The following is an 18,184-nucleotide window of genomic DNA, read 5'->3' as shown; positions in this document are numbered from 1 at the left end:
GAGTCGGTGGGGTGGCCTGAGGTGGGGGGTCGGGTGCGGCGGGCGGGGGTGTCGTCGTTTGGGATGTCGGGGACGAACGCGCACGTCATCCTCGAGGAGCCCCCCGCGGAACCGGCGACCGCGGATTCCGGCTCGGAGCCGACCGCCGCGGGCACCTCCGGCGGCGACTCGGCGAAAAGCGCCGACGTGGCCGGTGGCTTCGGGGTCGTGCCCTGGGTTCTGTCGGCGCGGACGGCGACGGCTCTTCGGGCCCAGGCCGAGCGGCTGGCGGCCTGCCTGGCGGGCACCGGCGTCGGTGCGCCACCGCAGGGTGACGATGCTCCGTCCGCGCTGGACGTCGGCTGGTCCCTGGCCCGCGGGCGGGCGGCGCTCGACCACCGAGCGGTCGTGGTACGGGCTCTCGCGGACGGTGACGAGAACGGGCACGCCGAAGCACTGCGGATCCTGGCCGCCGGTGACGGTGAGCCGGTGACGGACCTGGTCCGCGGGGCCGTGCGCGGTGGTGATGACCGGGTGGTGTGGGTGTTCCCGGGGCAGGGGGCGCAGTGGGCGGGGATGGGCGTGGAGCTGCTGGAGTCCTCGGCGGTGTTCGCGCGGCGGTTGGCGGAGTGTGATCAGGCGTTGCGGCCGCTGGTGGGCTGGTCGGTGCTGGATGTGCTGCGGGATGTGGCGGGGGCGCCGTCGCTCGAGCGGGTGGACGTGGTGCAGCCGGTGTCGTGGGCGGTGATGGTGGGCCTGGCGGCGGTGTGGGAGTCGTGGGGGGTGCGGCCCGACGTGGTCGTGGGACATTCACAGGGGGAGATCGCGGCGGCGTGCGTCGCGGGCGTGCTGTCGGTGCAGGACGCGGCGCGGGTGGTGGCGGTCCGGTCGCGGGTGATCGCACGGGTGCTGGCGGGGGCGGGCGGTATGGCGTCGGTGGCCCTGCCGGCCGGTGAGGTCGAGGCACTGCTGGCGGCCCAGGCCGGCGGGCTGGAGGTCGCGGCGGTGAACGGGCCGTCGGCGACCACGGTGGCCGGGCCGCCGGAGGCGCTGGCGGACCTGCTGGCCCGCTGGGAGCACGAGGGCGTACGAGCCCGGCGGCTGCCGGTGGACTACGCCTCCCACACGGCCCAGGTGGAGCGGGTCCACGAGCTGCTCGCCGCGGAGCTGGCGGATCTCGTGCCCGCCGCGGGCACGGTGCCGGTGTGGTCGACGGTGACCGGCGGCCCGCTGGACCCGGCCGTGATGGACGGTGACTACTGGTACCGGAACCTGCGGTCGACGGTGCGCTTCGGGACCGTCATCGAGGGGCTTGTCGCGGACGGCTGCCGGGTCTTCCTGGAGATCAGCCCGCATCCGGTGCTCACCGCGGCGGTCGCGGGCACGGCGGAGGCCGCCGGCGTCCACGACGCGGTCGTCGTCGGGTCACTGCGGCGTGACGACGGTGGGCCGCGGCGGCTCGCCACCAGCGCGGCGGAGCTGTGGGTCCGCGGCGTGGCGGTGGACTGGGGTCCGCTGGTGGCCGGGGGGCGCCTGGTCGACCTGCCCACCTACCCCTTCGAGCACCGGCGCTACTGGCTGTCGGCCACCGCCCCCACCCGGTCCGCCGACCGCGGCGACGGGTCGGAGGCGGCGTTCTGGGACATGGTCGAACAGGTCGACGTCCCCGCGCTCGCCGGCGCCCTCGACCTGGGCCCCACCGCTTCGCTGCACGACATCCTGCCGGCGCTGTCCGCGTGGCGCCGCGGCCACCGACACCGGGCCGCCCTCGACGACCTGCGCTACCGCGTCGGCTGGCAGCCGATCAGCCTGCCCACGGGCGGCGAGGCCGCCGGTACCTGGCTGTTGCTCGTTCCGCCGACGGCGCCCGGCGAGGTCACCGCCGTGTGTGCGGACGTGGCACGTGCCCTGGCCGAGGACGGCTCCGACGTGGTGAGCCTGCCGGTCGGCGCCGAGGACGTCTCGCGGGACGCGTTCGCCAGCCGCCTGCGCTCGGCCGGGGCGGGCCCTGACGGGGCCGTCCGCGGCGTGGTCTCGCTGCTCGCGCTGACGGACACCGCGCATCCCGAGCTGCCCGGCCTGGGAATCGGGGTGGCCGCGACGCTGGCGCTCACGCAGGCGATGGGCGATCTGGGCACCGACACGCCGTTGTGGTGCCTCACCCGCGGCGCGGTGTCCACCGGAGCCGACGATGCCGATGCCGATGGCCCGGTGGCTGACCCGAGCCAGGCGCAGATCTGGGGCCTGGGCCGGGTGGCGGCGCTGGAGCACCCGGCCAGCTGGGGCGGGCTGGTCGACCTTCCCGCGTCACTCGACGACAGGGCCCGGGGGCGGCTGAGGGACATCCTGCGGGGAACCTCCGGCGAGGACCAGCTCGCGATCCGGACCCAGGCCGTGTTCGCCCGCAGGCTGTCACGGGCTCCGCTCGGTGCTGTCGCGCCCCGTCGGTGGCGTCCGCGAGGGACGGTCCTGGTCACGAGCGGTGGCGGCCCGCTCGGCCCATATCTGGCCAGCTGGCTGTTCGACCACGGCGCCGACCATGTCGTGCTCGTCGGGCCGCACCGGGCCGACGACCCCGACCTCGCCCCGCTGCATGGGCGGTCCCAGCAGTCGCGGCCCGCACGGCACCCGCGGCCTGCACAGCACCCGCGGCCTGGGCAGCAGCAGCCGCAGCAGCCGACACGACTGACCGTCGCCACCTGTGACCTGGCCGATCCCGACGCGCTGGCCGCGGTCGTCGGCGCGCACGGCACCGCTGACGAGCCGATCCGCTCGGTCGTGCACGCCGCCGCGCTGCTGGGGCTGCGCCCCCTGGACGACGTCACTCCCGGCGAGCTCGCCGCTGTCCTCGCCACGAAGGCGGGTGCCGCGCAGGTCCTCGACGAGCTGTTCGACACCGACACGCTCGACGCGTTCGTGCTGTTCTCCTCGGTCACCGGAGTGTGGGGCAGCGCGGATCACGCGGCCTACGCCGCCGCGAACGCCTACCTGGACGCGCTGGCGCAGCGGCGCCGGGCCCGGGGCCTGCCCGCGACCTCGATCGCCTGGGGCCTGTGGCAACCGCTGCGGGCGGACGGCACCGCGCCCGCCACCGATTCCGTCGGCGTCGCGCCTGGCGGCAGCGACAGATACGGCGACAGCGACAGCGACAGTTACGGCGCCGGCGACGATCCGACGGCACGGCGGCAGCGGGCGCGCGGACTGGGCTTCCTCGACCCGGACCTGGCGCTGGAAGCCATGGGGCAGGCACTCGGCCACGACGAGACCGAGGTGGTCGTCGCCGAGATCGACTGGAGCCGTTTCATCCCCGTCTTCACCTCGGCCGGCCCCCGTCCGCTGCTCGACACGCTGCCCGAGGCACGCGAGCTGGCCGATAGTCGCACCGAGGGCGGGACGACGTCAGCGGAGGAGATGCCGCCGCTGGTCCGCCGGCTCGCCGCCCTGCCCGCCGGCGAGCGTGACCGCGCGCTTGTCGACGAGGTCCGGGCCCGGGCCGCGGCCGTGCTCGGGCACGCCGACGCGGCGACGGTGGGTGCGCAGCGTGCCTTCCGGGACCTCGGCTTCGACTCACTCACCTCCGTCGACCTGCGAAACCGGATCGGCGAGGTGTTCGGCCTGCGGCTGCCGGCCACGCTGGTGTTCGACTATCCGACCCCGGCCGCGCTCGCGGAGTTCCTCGGCACGGAGCTCGCCGCGAGCCTCGGCACGAGCACCGACACGAACACCGTCCCCGGCCCCACCGCCGCCGGGGCGGTCGCGGGCCTCGGCGCTCCCCCCGAGGCCGAACCGGTCGCGATCGTCGCCATGGCCTGCCGGCTGCCCGGCGGTGTCCGCTCACCCGAGGACCTGTGGCGGCTGGTGGCCGACGGACAGGACGCGATCACCGGGTTCCCGACCGACCGGGGCTGGAACCTCGATGACCTCTACGACCCGGACCCCGAGCGCCCGGGCACCTCCTATGTGCGCCACGGCGGCTTCCTCGCCGACGTCGCGGAGTTCGACGCCGAGTTCTTCGGTATCGGCCCCCGTGAGGCCCTGGCGATGGACCCCCAGCAGCGCCTGCTGCTCGAGGTGTCCTGGGAGGCGCTCGAACGCGCCGGYATCGACCCGGCCAGTCTGCACGGAACCTCCGGGGGCGTGTTCGTCGGCACCAACGTCCAGGACTACGGACCGCGGGCGATGGCCGCCGCCGAGCCGATGGAGGGCTATATCGGCATCGGCAACGCCGCCAGCGTGATGTCCGGCCGCATCTCCTACGCCCTCGGACTGCAGGGGCCGGCCGTCACGGTGGACACCGCCTGTTCCTCCTCGCTGGTGGCCCTGCACCAGGCGGTCGCGGCACTGCGGCAGGGGGAGTGCTCACTGGCGCTGGCCGGAGCCGCGGTGGTGATGTCCTCGCCGCTGATGTACGTCGAGTTCAGCCGGCAGCGCGCGCTGTCGCCGGACGGCCGCTGCCAGGCCTTCGGCGCGGGCGGCGACGGAACGGGGCTGTCCGAGGGCGTCGGGATCCTGGTCCTGGAACGGCTCGGTGACGCCCGCCGCAACGGCCATCCGGTGCTCGCCCTGGTCGAGGGCAGCGCGGTCAACTCCGACGGCGCGTCCAACGGGCTCAGCGCGCCGAACGGCCCGGCGCAGCAGCGGGTGATCCGCCAGGCGCTCGCCGCCGCCGGGCTGTCCGCGTCCGACGTCGACGCGGTGGAGGCCCACGGCACCGGGACGAAGCTGGGTGATCCCATCGAGGCCCAGGCGCTCATCGCCACCTACGGCCGGGACCGGCCGGCGCGGCAACCGCTGTGGCTGGGATCGCTGAAGTCCAACATCGGGCACACCCAGGCCGCCGCCGGGGTCGCCGGAGTGATCAAAATGGTCCTGGCGATGCGGCACGGCCAGCTGCCGCGCACGCTGCACGTCACCGAGCCCACCCCGCACGTCGACTGGGACGCGGGCGCCGTCCGGCTGCTGACCGAACGGATTCCCTGGCCGGACCGCCCGGCCGGCGCGGACCCGCGGAACGGGCTCGGCCCGGACGGACCTGACTCGAACGGGCGAGGCCCGCGCCGGGCCGGGATCTCCGCCTTCGGGATCAGCGGCACCAACGCTCACGTGATCGTCCGTGAGGCACCCGACGACCCGGCGGAGGACGACCCCGCGGCAGACGACCCCGCGGCTGGCGGGCCGGACGTCCCGACCGGCGCCGACGGTGGCCAGTCGCCCCGGGCGGAGCCACTCCCGGTGCCGCTGCTCGTCTCGGCGCGCAGCGAGCGGGCTCTGCGTGCCCAGGCGCGACGACTGGCCGCCCATCTCGCCGACCATCCCGACACGGCCGTGCCGGATGTCGCCCTGGCCACGGTGACCACCCGCGGCACGTTCGACCACCGGGCCGTCGTCGTCGGCGCGGACCACGCGGGCCTGGGCGCCGGGCTCGCACGGCTCGCCGCCGAGCCGGGTCCCGCCGACGGGCTCGTCGGCGACGTCCCCACCGCCTCCGTCACCTTCACCGACGACCCGGCGGGTGCGCTGGTCGCCCGGGGCCTGGCGCGACCTGACCCACGGGTCGCCTTCGTCTTCCCCGGGCAGGGCTCCCAGTGGGCCGGCATGGGCCGGGAGCTGCTCAGGTCCTGCCCACCGTTCCGCGAGCGGATGACCGCCTGCGCCGAGGTGTTCGCGCCCTACTTCGGCTGGTCCCTGCTGGACGTCGTCAGCGGCGCCGAGGACGCCCCCGGGCTCGACGACATCGAGGTGATCCAGCCCGCCCTGATGTCGATGATGGTGTCGCTCGCGGCGGCCTGGGAGGCCTACGGAGTGACCCCGGCCGCCGTGGTCGGGACCAGCCAGGGCGAGGTCGCCGCCGCGCACGTCGCCGGGATCCTCTCCCTCGCCGACGCCGCCCGGGTCATCGCGCTGCGCAGCCGGCTGCTGGCCGAGCGCCTGCGTGGCCGCGGAGCGTTGGCCTCCGTCGCACTGCCCGCCGCCGCCGTGCAGGCCCGGCTCGCCCGCTTCGGCGGCCGGCTCGCCATCGGCGGTGTCAACGGTCCGCGCCAGGTCACCGTCGCGGGGGAGACCGCCGCCCTGACGGAGCTGCTCGCCGAGCTCACCGACGAGGGCGTTCGCGCGCGGAGCGTGGCGGCGTCGGTCGCGACGCACTGCGCCCAGGTGGACGGCATCCGTCCCGAGCTGATGGAGATCCTGCGGCCGGTGACGGGCAGCCGGGCGCGGATCCCGTTCTACTCGACGGTGACCGGCGGGCTGCTGGACGGGGCGCCGCCCGGCGCCGAGTACTGGTACTCCAACACCCGCGAACCGGTGCTGCTCGAAGCGGCCACCACCGCGCTGCTGGCCGCCGGTTTCGACACGTTCGTCGAGGTCAGCCCGCACCCGGTGGTCGGGTTCGCGCTCGCGGAGACGGTGGAGCAGACCGGCCGTGACGCCGCCGTCGTCGGCACCCTGCAACGAGGCGGGGGAGGCGCGGACCGCCTGCTCCACGCGCTCGCGCAGCTGCATGTCCGCGGCGTCGACGTCGACTGGCGGGCGGCGTTCGCCGGAACCCCGGCCCGCCCGGCCGCGCTGCCGACCTACGCCTTCCAACGCCGGCGTTTCTGGCCACGGGCCGCCGCGCCGCGCCCCGCGAGCGGCGTGACCGCGGCTGGTGAGCCGCTGGACCATCCGCTGCTCGCCGAGGTGGTGCCGCTCGCCGACGGTGGCCAGCTGTTGACGGGCCGGATCGCCATCGCGACGCAGCCGTGGCTGGCCGGGCGCACCCTGGCCGGGATCCCGGTCGCGCCGGACTCCGTTCTGCTGGAGCTGGCCATCCGCGCCGGTGACGAGATCGGCGCGACGACGGTGACCGAGCTTGCCGTGACCGAACCGCTGGTTCTGCCCGAATCCGGCGGACTTCGCATCCAGGCGCGGATCGGCCCGCCGGACGGTGCCGGGCGCCGCCCGCTGACGGTGCACGCCTGCCCGGACGACGCCCCGGCTGACGCGACCTGGACGGCCCACGCGACCGCGGTGCTGACCGACACCCCCGCGGTGCTGACCGACACGGCCGCGCCCACCGTCGACCTGGACGTCTGGCCTCCCGCGGGCGCCTCGCCACTGGACGTCGACGGCCTCTATGCGGACCTTCGTGCCGCCGGCCACGGAGATCCGCAGGAGGGCCCCCGGCCGACCTCGGTCTGGCGGGCACCGACCGGGCTGTTCGCCGAGGTCACCCTCGCGGCCGGTGCTCACGGGCACAGCCATGACCACGACGTCGACGGTGATCGCGACGGTGGCGCCGACACGGACGGGGACGACGACGGGAGCCGGTTCGGGCTCCACCCGGCGCTGCTCGCGGCAGCCGGTCAGCTTGCTCTCCGGCACCATCTGGAGGCCGGCCAGGCCTCCCGACCGGTTACCGGGGCGGGAGGGCTCCCCGGCTCGGTGCCGATGTCCGCCGGCGCACCGGTCGTCACCTCCGCCGAATATCACGAGGTGTGCCTGTACGCGACCGGGGCGCGGACCCTCCGCGTCCACGTCGTCGCCGGCGCCGGGCCGGACGCGGTCGGCGTGCGGATCGCCGACCATACCGGCGCGCCGGTGGCGTCGATCGGCTCGATCGTGTTCCGGGAGGTGGAGCCCACTCGGCTGCGCGCGCGGCCCGGGCAGCTCGCGGACGCGATGTTCGCGGTCGAATGGGTACCCGCGACGGTCCAGGCCCAGCCCGGGCCGGGCCAGGTGGCTCCGGCTCCGCCGGCGGCGCGGCGGTGGGCGGTCGTGGGGCCGGATCCGTTCGGGCTGCGCACCGCGCTCGCGCTGGCCGGCGTGGACATCCACGGCTGCGCCGATCTGGCCGAGGCGGCCGGGGACGGCACGGGGCGTCCTGTTCCCGACGTCCTCCTGGTGACCTGCCCTCCGCGGCCGACGGAGACCACCGAATCCGGCGGCGACGTCGCGCTGGCGGCGCGCGCGGCCCTGCGACGAATCCTGACCCTGGCGCGGGACTGGCTCGCCGACGAGCGTTTCGCCGCCACCAGGTTCGTCGTCGTCACCGCAGGCGCGGTCGCGGATGCGCCCGGCGATGGCGGTGTCGATCTCGTCGCCGCGCCGGTCTGGGGGCTCATCGCGTCCGCCGCGTCCGAGAACCCGGACCGTTTCCTGCTCGTGGATGTCGACTCCGCCCCGGAGTCGTCCCGAGCTCTGCCGGCCGCGGTCAGCTGCCCGGAGCCGCGGGTCGTGATCCGGGCCGGTGCCGTGTTGGGCCAGCGGCTCGTCCGCGCGTCGACGGCCAGATCGACGGCCAGATCGACGACCAGAGCAACCGCCAGGTCGGCGGTGACGTCGACGGGTGCCGAGGCGACGACGGAGGCGCCCGCCGGGTGGAGGCGCGCCGGGACGACGCTGATCACCGGAGGCACCGGAACGCTCGGCGGGCTGGTCGCGCGGCATCTGGTCACCACGCACGGAGTCCGGCACCTGTTGCTGGCCAGCCGCGGCGGCCCGCACGCCCCCGGCGCCACCGCACTGGCCGACGAGCTGGCCGCGCTGGGCGCCCGGGTCGCGGTGGCGGCCTGCGATGTCGCGGACCGGGCCGCGGTGGCCGACCTGCTGGCCACGATCCCCGCCGATCATCCGCTGACCGCGGTCGTCCACACCGCCGGTGTGCTCGACGACGGCGTGCTCGGCTCCCTCACCCCTGACCGCCTGGAGCGCGTGCTGCGCCCGAAGATGGATGCCGCGCTGCACCTGCACGAGCTGACCCAGGGCCAGGACCTGCACGCCTTCGTGATGTTCTCGTCGTCCGCGGCCACGTTCGGCAGCCCCGGGCAGGGCAACTACGCCGCCGCCAACACCTTCCTGGAGGCGCTGGCCCGCCACCGCCGCCTCGCCGGGCTGCCCGCGGTGGCCCTCGGCTGGGGATACTGGGCTCCTCGCAGCGCGATGGCCGGTCATCTCGAGCCAGCCACGCTGGCGCGCCGGATGGCCGCGGGCGGACTGCTCCCGATCTCCGCGGCCGACGGGATGGCACTGCTGGACGCCGCGCTCGCCGACGATCGTCCCGTCCTGCTGCCGATGCGGCTGGATCCGCGCTCGCTGCCGGCCGACGCTGTCACGCCACTGCTGCGCGGCCTCGTCCGCCGTCCGGTCCGGCGGACGGTCGACAGCGCCACCGCGGTCTCGGCCCGCACCCTGACCCAGCGGCTGGCCGGGCTGAGCGCCACCGAGCGGGACAGGCTCCTGCTGGACGCCGTGTGCGCCACGGCCGCGGCGGCGCTGGGCCACGCGTCCGCCGACGAGGTGGCCCCACACCGGCCGTTCAAGGAGCTGGGGTTCGACTCGCTGGCGTCACTGCAGTTCCGCAACCGACTGGCGGCCGCGACCGGGGTGCGGCTGCGGCCGACGCTGGTCTTCGACTTCCCGACGCCCGCCGCGATTGCCGGCCACCTGCGGGATCAGCTGCATGCCCCCGATCCAGCCACCGGGAGCGACGACACCGCGCCCCGCACCGCGCCCCGCTCCGGGCCCGGCGACGTGGCGGCGGGACCGCCGGTGGTCGTGGCCACTCACGGCGGGGAACCGGACGAGCACACCGACACCGCGTTCGACGAGATGGACGCCGAGGCCCTGATCCGGCTGGCGCTCGGCGACGACTCGTGATCGACCGACCTGTGTGCGACACCGACCGCAGGAGGCAAGGGTGACCAACACCGCCGACAGGCTCGTCGAGGCGCTGCGGGCGACGATGAAGGAGAACGAGCGCCTGCGTCGGCAACTCGCCGCGACGACCGAACCCATCGCCGTGATCGGGATGGCCTGCCGCTTCCCGGGCGGTCTGCGTTCCCCGGACGAGCTGTGGCGGTTCGTCGCCGCCGGCGGCGACGCGATCTCCCCGTTCCCGTCGAACCGAGGGTGGGACACGTCCGCCCTGCCGTGCTTCGGTGGCGGATTCCTGCACGACGCGGCCGACTTCGACCCGGAGTTCTTCGGCCTGACGGAGAACGAGGCGCTGGCGACCGACCCGCAGCAGCGCCTGCTGCTGGAGACCTCGTGGGAGGCGTTCGAGCACGCAGGCATCGACCCGCTCACCGCCCGCGGCAGCAGTACCGGTGTGTTCTTCGGCGTGATCTTCCACGACTACGGCTACCGGCTGCGCCCGCCCCCGCCGGGAATCGACGGCTACACCTACTTCGGCAGCGCCGGCAGCATCGCGTCCGGCCGGGTCGCCTACACCCTCGGCCTCGAAGGACCGTGCGTCACCCTGGACGCCGCCTGCGCCTCGTCGCTCGTCGGCCTGCACCTGGCCAGTCAGGCCCTGCGGCGTGGTGAATGCGACCTGGCGCTGGTCGGCGGGGTGTCCGTGCTCGCCACCACCGAGCTGTGGGAGGAGACCACCAGGACGGGCCAGGGCCTGGCCGCGGACAGCCGCTGCAAGTCGTTCGCCGCCGCCGCCGACGGCACCGGCATCTCCGAAGGCGTCGGCGTCCTGCTGGTGGAACGCCTCAGCGACGCCCGGCGCAACGGTCACCCGGTACTCGCGGTGGTGCGGGGCAGCGCGGTCGACCAGAGCGGTGCCACCAACGGCTTCACCGCGCCCAGCGCGGCGTCCCAGGAACGGCTGATCACCCGCGCGCTCGCGGACGCCCGCCTCGAACCGGGCGACGTCGACGCGGTCGAGGGCCACGGCACCGGCACCCCGGTCGGCGACCCGATCGAGCTCGCCGCGCTGCTCGCCACCTACGGCCGCGGCCGGCCCGCCGGCCGTCCGCTGTGGCTCGGTTCGCTGAAGTCGAACCTCGGGCACACCCAGGCCGCCGGCGGTGCCGGTGCCGTCATCAAGGCCGTGATGGCGATGCGGCACGGGGTTCTCCCGCGCACCCTGCACGTCGACGCGCCGACCCCGCACGCGGACTGGGCACACGGCGGTGTGGCGCTGTTGCGGGAATCCGTCCCCTGGCCGGCCACCGAAGGCCGCCCCAGGCGGATCGGTGTCTCCTCCTTCGGAGCCAACGGCACCCTGGCCCACGCCGTCCTCGAACAGGTTCCGTGGGAGCTCGAACAGGTTCCGCGGGAGCTCGAGGAACCCACGGCCCGCCGCGCGGGCGAAGGCAGCGACGGGGGCCTTGACGTCGTGCCCTGGCTGCTCTCGGCGCGATCCGCGGCCGGCCTGCGCGGTCAGGCCGAGCGACTGCTCGCGCATCTGAACGAACACCCCGACCTCGCCCCGGCCGATGTCGCGTACACGTTGGCGACCGGCCGCTCCGCCTTCGAGCACAGGGCGGTGCTCGTCGCCGCCGACCCCGCCCAGCTCAGGCGGGGACTCGCCGCCGTCGCCGCGGGAACCCACGCCGCCGAGATGGAGTTCGCACCCGCCATCGGTCCGGCTGACGGTTCACCCGCCGTCGGTTCACCCGCCGTCGGTTCACCCGCCGTCGGTTCACCCGTCGGCGGTTCGCGCGCCGCCGGCTCGGCGGAGCCGGTGACCGTGACGCGAGGCGTTGTCAGCGCGGGGCACGCCGACCGGGCCGCTCCGGTCGGCACGACATCCGGCTTCGCGGCTTCCGGCGTTCCGCTCGCCTTCGTCTTCCCCGACCGGCCCGGCAGGCTTCCGGGCCATGACAGCGCGCTGGCGGAGCGCTTCGCCGCCTTCGCGGCCGCCCTGCGGGCCATCGGCACGGCGTTCGACGAACCAGGGCTCGAACGCGCGGACGGGAACACCGCCCCGGAGGCCTGGGCGGGTTTCGCCTCGCAGGTCGCGCTGTGCCGGCTGCTGGAATCCTGCGGGGTGCGCGCGGACATGGTTCTCGGCTTCGGCACGGGCGAACTGGCTGCCGCGTATGTGAACGGCACCCTGACCGCCGACGACGTGCGCGCTCTGATCGCGACGCATCCGTCGTCGGTCCCGGCGTCCCCTGACGACCGCCGCGTTCCCTCCAACGCCACGGCGGTGGTCATCGGGACGTCCGCGGCAGATGGCGGCGGGTCGAACGGCGCAGCTGACCTGGTATTGCTACCCACTGGCCGCACAGCGGTCCGGGGCATCACGGATCTGCTGGCCGCGCTGCACATCCGCGGCGTCGTGGTGAACTGGCAGGCATTCCTCACCGGAACCGGCGCCCGCAGGGTGGACCTGCCCACCTACGCCTTCCAGCGCAGACGTTTCTGGCTGGAGGCCAGCCCAGCGCGGAAGACCTGAGCACACACGACCCGGCGGGTTGCCGGTGGAAGACAACGACCTACGCCCAACAGATGCCGGCTCGGGAGTCTCCGATCGTGACCATCCTGCTGCGGGATGCACCAGGGTGTGCATGATGGTCAACATGGGTGCTGACGAGTTGGCGCAGAGCGCATGGTCCCGGGTGGACACGGGTGTGCCGCACTCCGCGCGGGTCTGGAACTACTGGCTCGGAGGCAAGGACAACTTTCCCGCCGACCGGGAGTTGGGCGACAAGGTCTACGAGGTCTACCCGGACATTGTCCGGGTCGCCCGCGCGCAGCGGGAGTTCCTGGTCCGCGCGGTCACGTTCCTCGCCGGCGAGGTCGGTATTCGCCAGTTCCTGGACATCGGCACCGGCCTGCCGACGGCGGACAACACCCATGAGGTCGCGCAGCGAATCGACCCGGAGTCCCGCGTCGTCTATGTCGACAACGATCCGCTGGTGCTGGTGCATGCCCGCGCACTGCTGACCAGCGCACCCGGCGGCGCCACCGCCTATGTCGACTCCGACGTTCGTGATCCCGCCGGAATTCTCACCGGGGCGGCCGAGCTCCTGGACTTCACCAAGCCGGTCGCGCTCGTCATGTTCGGCATCATGGGGAACGTCGCCGACACCGATGAGGCACGGGCAATCGTGAGGCACCTGCTCGGCGAGGTGCCGTCGGGAAGCTATCTGGCGCTCAACGACGGCACCCACGGCGAGGACGTCGACAAGGCGATCGAGATCACCCAGGCCGACGGTCACCCCTACAACCTGCGCACCCCGGAGCAGGTCACGTCCTTCTTCGACGGGCTCGAGATCGTCGAGCCGGGCGTGGTCTCGACGCCGTTCTGGCGGCCCGTGTCCGGGCAGGAGCCGCAGTCGCTCCACATCTTCGGTGGTGTTGGCCGCAAGCCGTAGCCCGCTCTCGGCGCGGATCGGCCGTGCGCGAGCTCCCCTGAACCCGGAGCTCGCCACGACAACAACCCGCGTATCGCGAGCTCGGTGCGCGCCCGCTCGGTACCAGTCAGCACAGCATCACCAGTCAGCCCAGCTGCGCCTCGGCCAGTCCTCCGACGAGGGCGACGTCATGCCCGGGTCGCTGACCGGCCACCGGTGGACGCCGGAACTGCCGAGGCAGGGGGCTCGGCCCCGGACCGGCGGCGGGACGCCGACGCGCCCTGGGGTGGAGTGCCAGCCCGCGTGCGTCGCGTCAGGTGCGTCCGCCGAGCAGGGGTGGGAGCGCGAGCTCGTCCTCACACGCACCGGTCCAGCCGCGCGTCCGGCCTCCTGCCCCGGCCCGTGCCCGGCCTCCCGCCCCGGCTGCCCGCCCGGCCCGGTTCGGAAGCCGATGACGGCCGCTTTCCGAGCATTGCGTCGGTGCGGCGGCGTCAGAATTACAGCGGCCTACCGCGAAACTGTTGACATCCGGGCCGCGGCGGCGCAGAGTCGTCGTATGTCGCGGCTGGGTTCGCCACTGGGTTGGCCAACAACCCTGGGTTCGCCAACAACCAGGTTTTTTCGTGCGACGCGCCTCGTGACCCGCTGCCACATCGACTTCCTGCTGGTTTCCTCCGCGGCCTGTTGACGGTCATCCGCGTACTGAGGTTGCCAGCTGTCGGCCGGGTCACCCCGCTGCTCGCCATGGCCTGATCGTGGTGTTTTCCGTACCCGCCTGACAGTTTCTCCCACCGGGCGTTCTGGCCCCGGCTGGGGTGCTTTCCGTCGGGTCGACGACGCGCGGGCCCGGTGCAGTCACCGGCATCCTGAACGGTTTCCCGTACAGTTCTACGGCACTGTTGTGTCGACGTTTCCGTTGCCGGTTTTCCGGCGGTTCTCACCCTGGTTTCCGAGGTCATTGGCGAAGAAACCGGGCCCGTCCCTCCCGTCCGGGACAAACGGCGTTTTCGGGCGCCGCTGTCCCCGTTTCCAGGAGCAACAGATGTCCTCCGTCACTGACAGCCGACAGACCCCGGCGCGCTCCAACCGCCAACTTCGCGGCTATCTCGGCCGCGCCGCGACCCGCTTCTGGCCCGCGATGGACGGGAACAGCCCGCCTCGCGCGTCGATCGTGCTCATGCCCGGCCGCGGCGAGGACGTCACCCACTTCGAACGGGTCGCGCTGCGGTTGGCTGTCGACGGCTACGACGTGACGTTCCTGGGGTCGGCCGAACATGCCGACGTCGCGCTTGCCGAGGCCCGGCGGCCCGGGGCGCCGTTCGTCCTGTTCGGCTCCGACACCGGGGCGTTGCGTGCGCTGGAGCTGGCCGGTTCACCCGCGCTGCGGCCGGACGCGCTCGTCCTGCTCGGCCTGCCGCTGCTGCACCGGGCGTTCGCGGGCGAGATGCCCGAGGGCCTGCCGCCGCGGGCGCTTCCCGATCTTCCCACCCTGCTCATCCACGGTCGCCACGACGAGGTCAGCCCGCACCACCTCGCGCGGATCATCACCCGGACGGTGCGGACCGCCCGGCTGGAATCGGTACCGGGTGGCCACCGGGTCCTGTCCGGGCCGGGTGCGCGGCTGGCCGCGGCGCTCACCGTGCTGTTCGTCGAATCGTTGCTTCAGGGTAGCCACCCGGGGTCTCGGGGCGGCTTTCCGGCGGATCGCCCCGGTGCCGGCTCGGGTTCGCGCGTCGGCGTCCGCGTCGGCGCGGGTATCGGCGCCGGCGCTGTCGGCGTCGGCGCGGCGTCCCGTTCCGACGCCGGCATCGCGCGGGTTGGCGATGCGGTGACATGGGTCCCCGGCGTCCCGCGGCAGATCGGTGTCACCATGCGGCGAACAGACGGTTCCTGAGACCCGAGGAGATCACGGCCGGCCCTGGAACAGCCACGCGGGAGGCGCCCGCGCCTCCGCACCGCTGACCGGTGCCTATCCCTCGCAGCGCCTGCTGCGGTGGCGACGGAGGGGAAGGTGTTCCCGCCAGCGTGGCCAGACCAGGAAGGCCTCGGCCTCGAGCATGGCCAGGGCGATCCGGGGCAGGTCGGTGGTGGTGGGATAGCAGACGTAGCGTGGCGACCAGGTCGGGGAGAACTTGGCGTTGAACCGGTAGAGGCTGTCGATCTGGAACCAGCGGGAAAGGAAGATCAACAGCCCGCGCCACCAACGGATCATCGGTCCGGCGCCGAGGCGTTCGCCGCGTTCGATCGCGGATCGGAAGACCGCGAAGTTCAGCGAGATCCGCCGTACACCGAGCTGCTGGGCCTGGCGCACGGCCTGGACGATGAGGAACTCGTTGACGCCGTTGTCGGCGCTGCGGTCGCGCGTCATGACGTCCAGCGACAGCCCGTCGCGCCCCCAGGGAACGAAGTGGAGCACCGCGCGCGGTCTGGGCTCGGCGGTCTCGTCCGGCTTCGCCTCCTCCGGGGGCAGGGCGGCGTCGTCCGGCGCCGCGGTGCCGGGCGTCTCCTGGTYGGCTGGCGGTGCCCCGGCCGAGTAGGCCGTGACGACGACGCAGTCGCCGTCGGCGGGATCTCCGATGCGGCCCAGCGCCATGGAGAAGCCGCGTTCGGTCTCACTGCCGCGCCAGCGGGCCACCTGGCTGCGCAGCAACGCCAGATCCTGCGGGGTGAGCTCGTTGACCCGTTGGATCACCGCCGTGTAGCCGGCGCGTTCGACGCGGGCGACGGCCTGGCGGACGTTGCGCATCGACCGGCCCTCCAGGCTGAAGGTCGCGGTGTCGAGGATGGCCTCGTCCCCGATCTCCAACACCGACAGGCCGGCGCGGGTCCAGGCGAGCCCGCCCGCCTCGGAGCATCCGATGACCGCGGGTACCCAGGCATGATCGGCAGCCTCACGAAGGAACTCGGTGAGAGCCCCGGGCCAGGCCTCCCGGTCACCGAGTGGGTCACCGCTGGCGAGCATCACCCCCGAGACCACGCGGTAGGCCACGCAGGCCTTGCCGCTCGGCGACCAGACGACGGACTTGTCCGAGCGCAGGACGAAGTAGCCCAGCGAGTCGTCCGCTCCGCGCCGGGCCAGCAGGACACGCACCCGGGCCTCGTCCTCCTCGGTCAGCATCGGACGGGGCTCGGGCGGCCGCAGCGCGAGGTAGCCGGTGCTGACGATGGTCAGCACCCCCATGGTCAGCAGGATCCGGAAGACGAGATCAGCGAAACGGGCCGAGACGAACGTCAGCGGCCCCTGGATTCCGACCATCCCCAGCACGACCTGTTCCAGCTGGGCTGACAGCGGGTGCGGGCCGACGATCCGATCGTGGCGCAGCCGCAGCAGGACCAGGCCGACCACGATGGAGACCACAGCGAGGAACGACCCGACGCCGATCGCGCGCCAGCGCGTCGTCGGGTCACCCTTGGCTCGGAACTCCCGGCGGGTCACCACGAGGGCCGCCAACAACGCGGCCGACCCGGTGGCCTCCTCATAGTCCAGGCCCTTGAGCACGTGCAGGACGACGCTGACGGCCAGCAGGACAACGGTGGCCCGCCAGGCCCGCCGCTTGCGCCGGCGCAGCCCCGCGGAGAGCAGCACCAGCAGCATCCCGACGACGACGGTGAACGCGGACGCCTGCCGTGACACCGCCATGGGCAGCAGCGCCCGCAGGTCATCGAGGCGCGAGCGCCACCCCGGGGTCACGGCCGAGGCCATGTCCAGCAGACCGATGGCGAGTGTCAGCAGCGCGGCGACACGCGGGATCCACCGTCGCTTCTCCCGGGCCGCCTGACCGGACCCATGGCACTTCGGCAACAGCTCCCCCTGCTTCACGGACATGCCAGCCCGACATGATCTCCCGAGTATGGAGGCCGTCGCGGCGTGTGCGGCACGAGGGCTGTCACAACGCCCAGCGCAGGGCTTCCCGCAGTGCCGGCCGCCACACGCCGAAGTCGTGCCCGCCCGGTCGCAGCCGCAGCGTGACGGTGAACCCGCGGCGCCCGGAGAGGACGCGCACCATCTCCCGGATGTCGTCCAGCGGCTCGTGATCAGCGCGGCCGCAGTCGAGCCAGACCCGCATCGGCGGGTTCGGCGGCAGCGTCGAGGCGTACCGCGCGGGTGTGTTCGCGGCGACGACCTGCGCGAGATCCGGACGAGGGCCGAAGAGCTTCGCCGTTCCCGCGTCGTAGGTGGGTCTGGTCAGGCCGGACAGGTCGATGATGGTCGCGACGAGGTCGCGATGACGCAGGCCGAGGTTCAGCGCGCAGAACCCGCCCGCGGACATGCCGGCCAGGACCCGGTCGGCCCGGGCCGGGATCGACCGCAGCCGGGCGTCGATCGTGGGGATCACATCCTGGATCACGTATGTCTCGACGTGTTCCGTGGCCCCGTCGACGCATTCGCTGTCGTCCAGCCAGCCGCGGCTCACCCGCGGCGCGACGAGAATCGCGGGCTGGGGCCCACGCCCAGGCGAACGGCCCGCTGCCGCATCCGCGCCGATCTGCGCGGCCTCGCCGCCGCGGAACCAGTCGGTGGGCACCCCCGGGGATCCGTGCAGGAGGTAGACGACGGGGAAGCGGGCCCGGGGCTCGGTGAAGTACTGCGGCGGCAGGTAGATCATGGCGTCGCGGGTGCCGAAACCGCTGTGCGTGCCGGTGATCGGCAACTCGATGACAACCCCGTCGGGATAGCGCCGCCCCGATCCCGGGGCCAGCGCCGCATCCGCCGACGCCGTCGGCCAGGACTTCACCCCGAGAACGTCGTCGAGGCGCGGCAGGTAGCCGTAGTGCGCGTTGACGAGGTCTGCGGCCGTCGCCACCGTGAGCAGGAACGCGAGGCACCCGGCCGCGATCGGACCGGCCCGGCCGCGCCGGCGCACCGCGAGCAGGGCGCAGCCGGCCCAGCAGATCACCGCCAGCGCCACCAGGGCCGACAGGAACCACCCGCTGATGATGACCACAGAGCCCACGGCACGAGCCCGTCCCGCTCCGGCGCGTGGTCTCCGGCACGTGCGACCCGCGCTCTGCCACCACTATGGCCCACGACGGCGTGCGGTTCCGGTCCGTCCGGCAGACCCGGGTGGGTGTCCTCCCGGTGGGGGTGGGAGGACACCCTGAACGTGATGCCGTCAGCGGGCGGTCAGCGC

At 73.9% G+C, this 18,184-nt stretch carries 6 protein-coding genes; 4 read left to right on the top strand and 2 right to left on the bottom strand.

Annotated features, from left to right (window positions below):
- Positions 1 to 63 precede the first annotated feature (63 nt).
- The 4 genes from CcI49_RS19050 (at position 64) to CcI49_RS19035 (ending at position 14,946) form a co-directional block, all read left to right on the top strand.
- Positions 64 to 9,615, top strand: a complete 9,552-nt coding sequence (locus CcI49_RS19050; protein ID WP_347280130.1) for an SDR family NAD(P)-dependent oxidoreductase — start codon at positions 64 to 66, stop codon at positions 9,613 to 9,615.
- 40 nt (positions 9,616 to 9,655) lie between these two features.
- A complete protein-coding gene (locus tag CcI49_RS19045) occupies positions 9,656 to 12,151 on the top strand; it encodes a beta-ketoacyl synthase N-terminal-like domain-containing protein (RefSeq protein ID WP_076828217.1) in 2,496 nt (831 codons plus the stop codon).
- A gap of 115 nt (positions 12,152 to 12,266) precedes the next feature.
- Positions 12,267 to 13,073 carry an SAM-dependent methyltransferase gene (locus CcI49_RS19040; RefSeq protein ID WP_241840136.1) on the top strand — a complete coding sequence of 269 codons (807 nt, stop codon included), beginning with the start codon at positions 12,267 to 12,269 and terminating at the stop codon, positions 13,071 to 13,073.
- Between the two features lie 1,021 nt (positions 13,074 to 14,094).
- Positions 14,095 to 14,946: an alpha/beta hydrolase gene (locus CcI49_RS19035; RefSeq protein ID WP_076828215.1), complete on the top strand. Its 852-nt coding sequence runs from the start codon at positions 14,095 to 14,097 to the stop codon at positions 14,944 to 14,946.
- Between the two features lie 75 nt (positions 14,947 to 15,021).
- Here CcI49_RS19035 and CcI49_RS19030 read toward each other — a convergent pair whose 3' ends face one another.
- Positions 15,022 to 16,878, bottom strand: a complete 1,857-nt coding sequence (locus CcI49_RS19030) for a phosphatidylglycerol lysyltransferase domain-containing protein (RefSeq protein ID WP_083749591.1) — start codon at positions 16,876 to 16,878, stop codon at positions 15,022 to 15,024.
- A 61-nt stretch (positions 16,879 to 16,939) separates the two neighbouring features.
- Positions 16,940 to 18,007 carry an alpha/beta hydrolase-fold protein gene (locus CcI49_RS19025; RefSeq protein ID WP_076828213.1) on the bottom strand — a complete coding sequence of 356 codons (1,068 nt, stop codon included), beginning with the start codon at positions 18,005 to 18,007 and terminating at the stop codon, positions 16,940 to 16,942.
- Positions 18,008 to 18,184: the final 177 nt, after the last annotated feature.

This window comes from Frankia sp. CcI49 (genome assembly GCF_001983215.1).
GTDB lineage: Bacteria > Actinomycetota > Actinomycetes > Frankiales > Frankiaceae > Parafrankia > Parafrankia irregularis.
The sequence above is the reverse complement of the archived record's forward strand: the minus strand, read 5'-3'. Positions and strand labels throughout refer to the sequence as shown.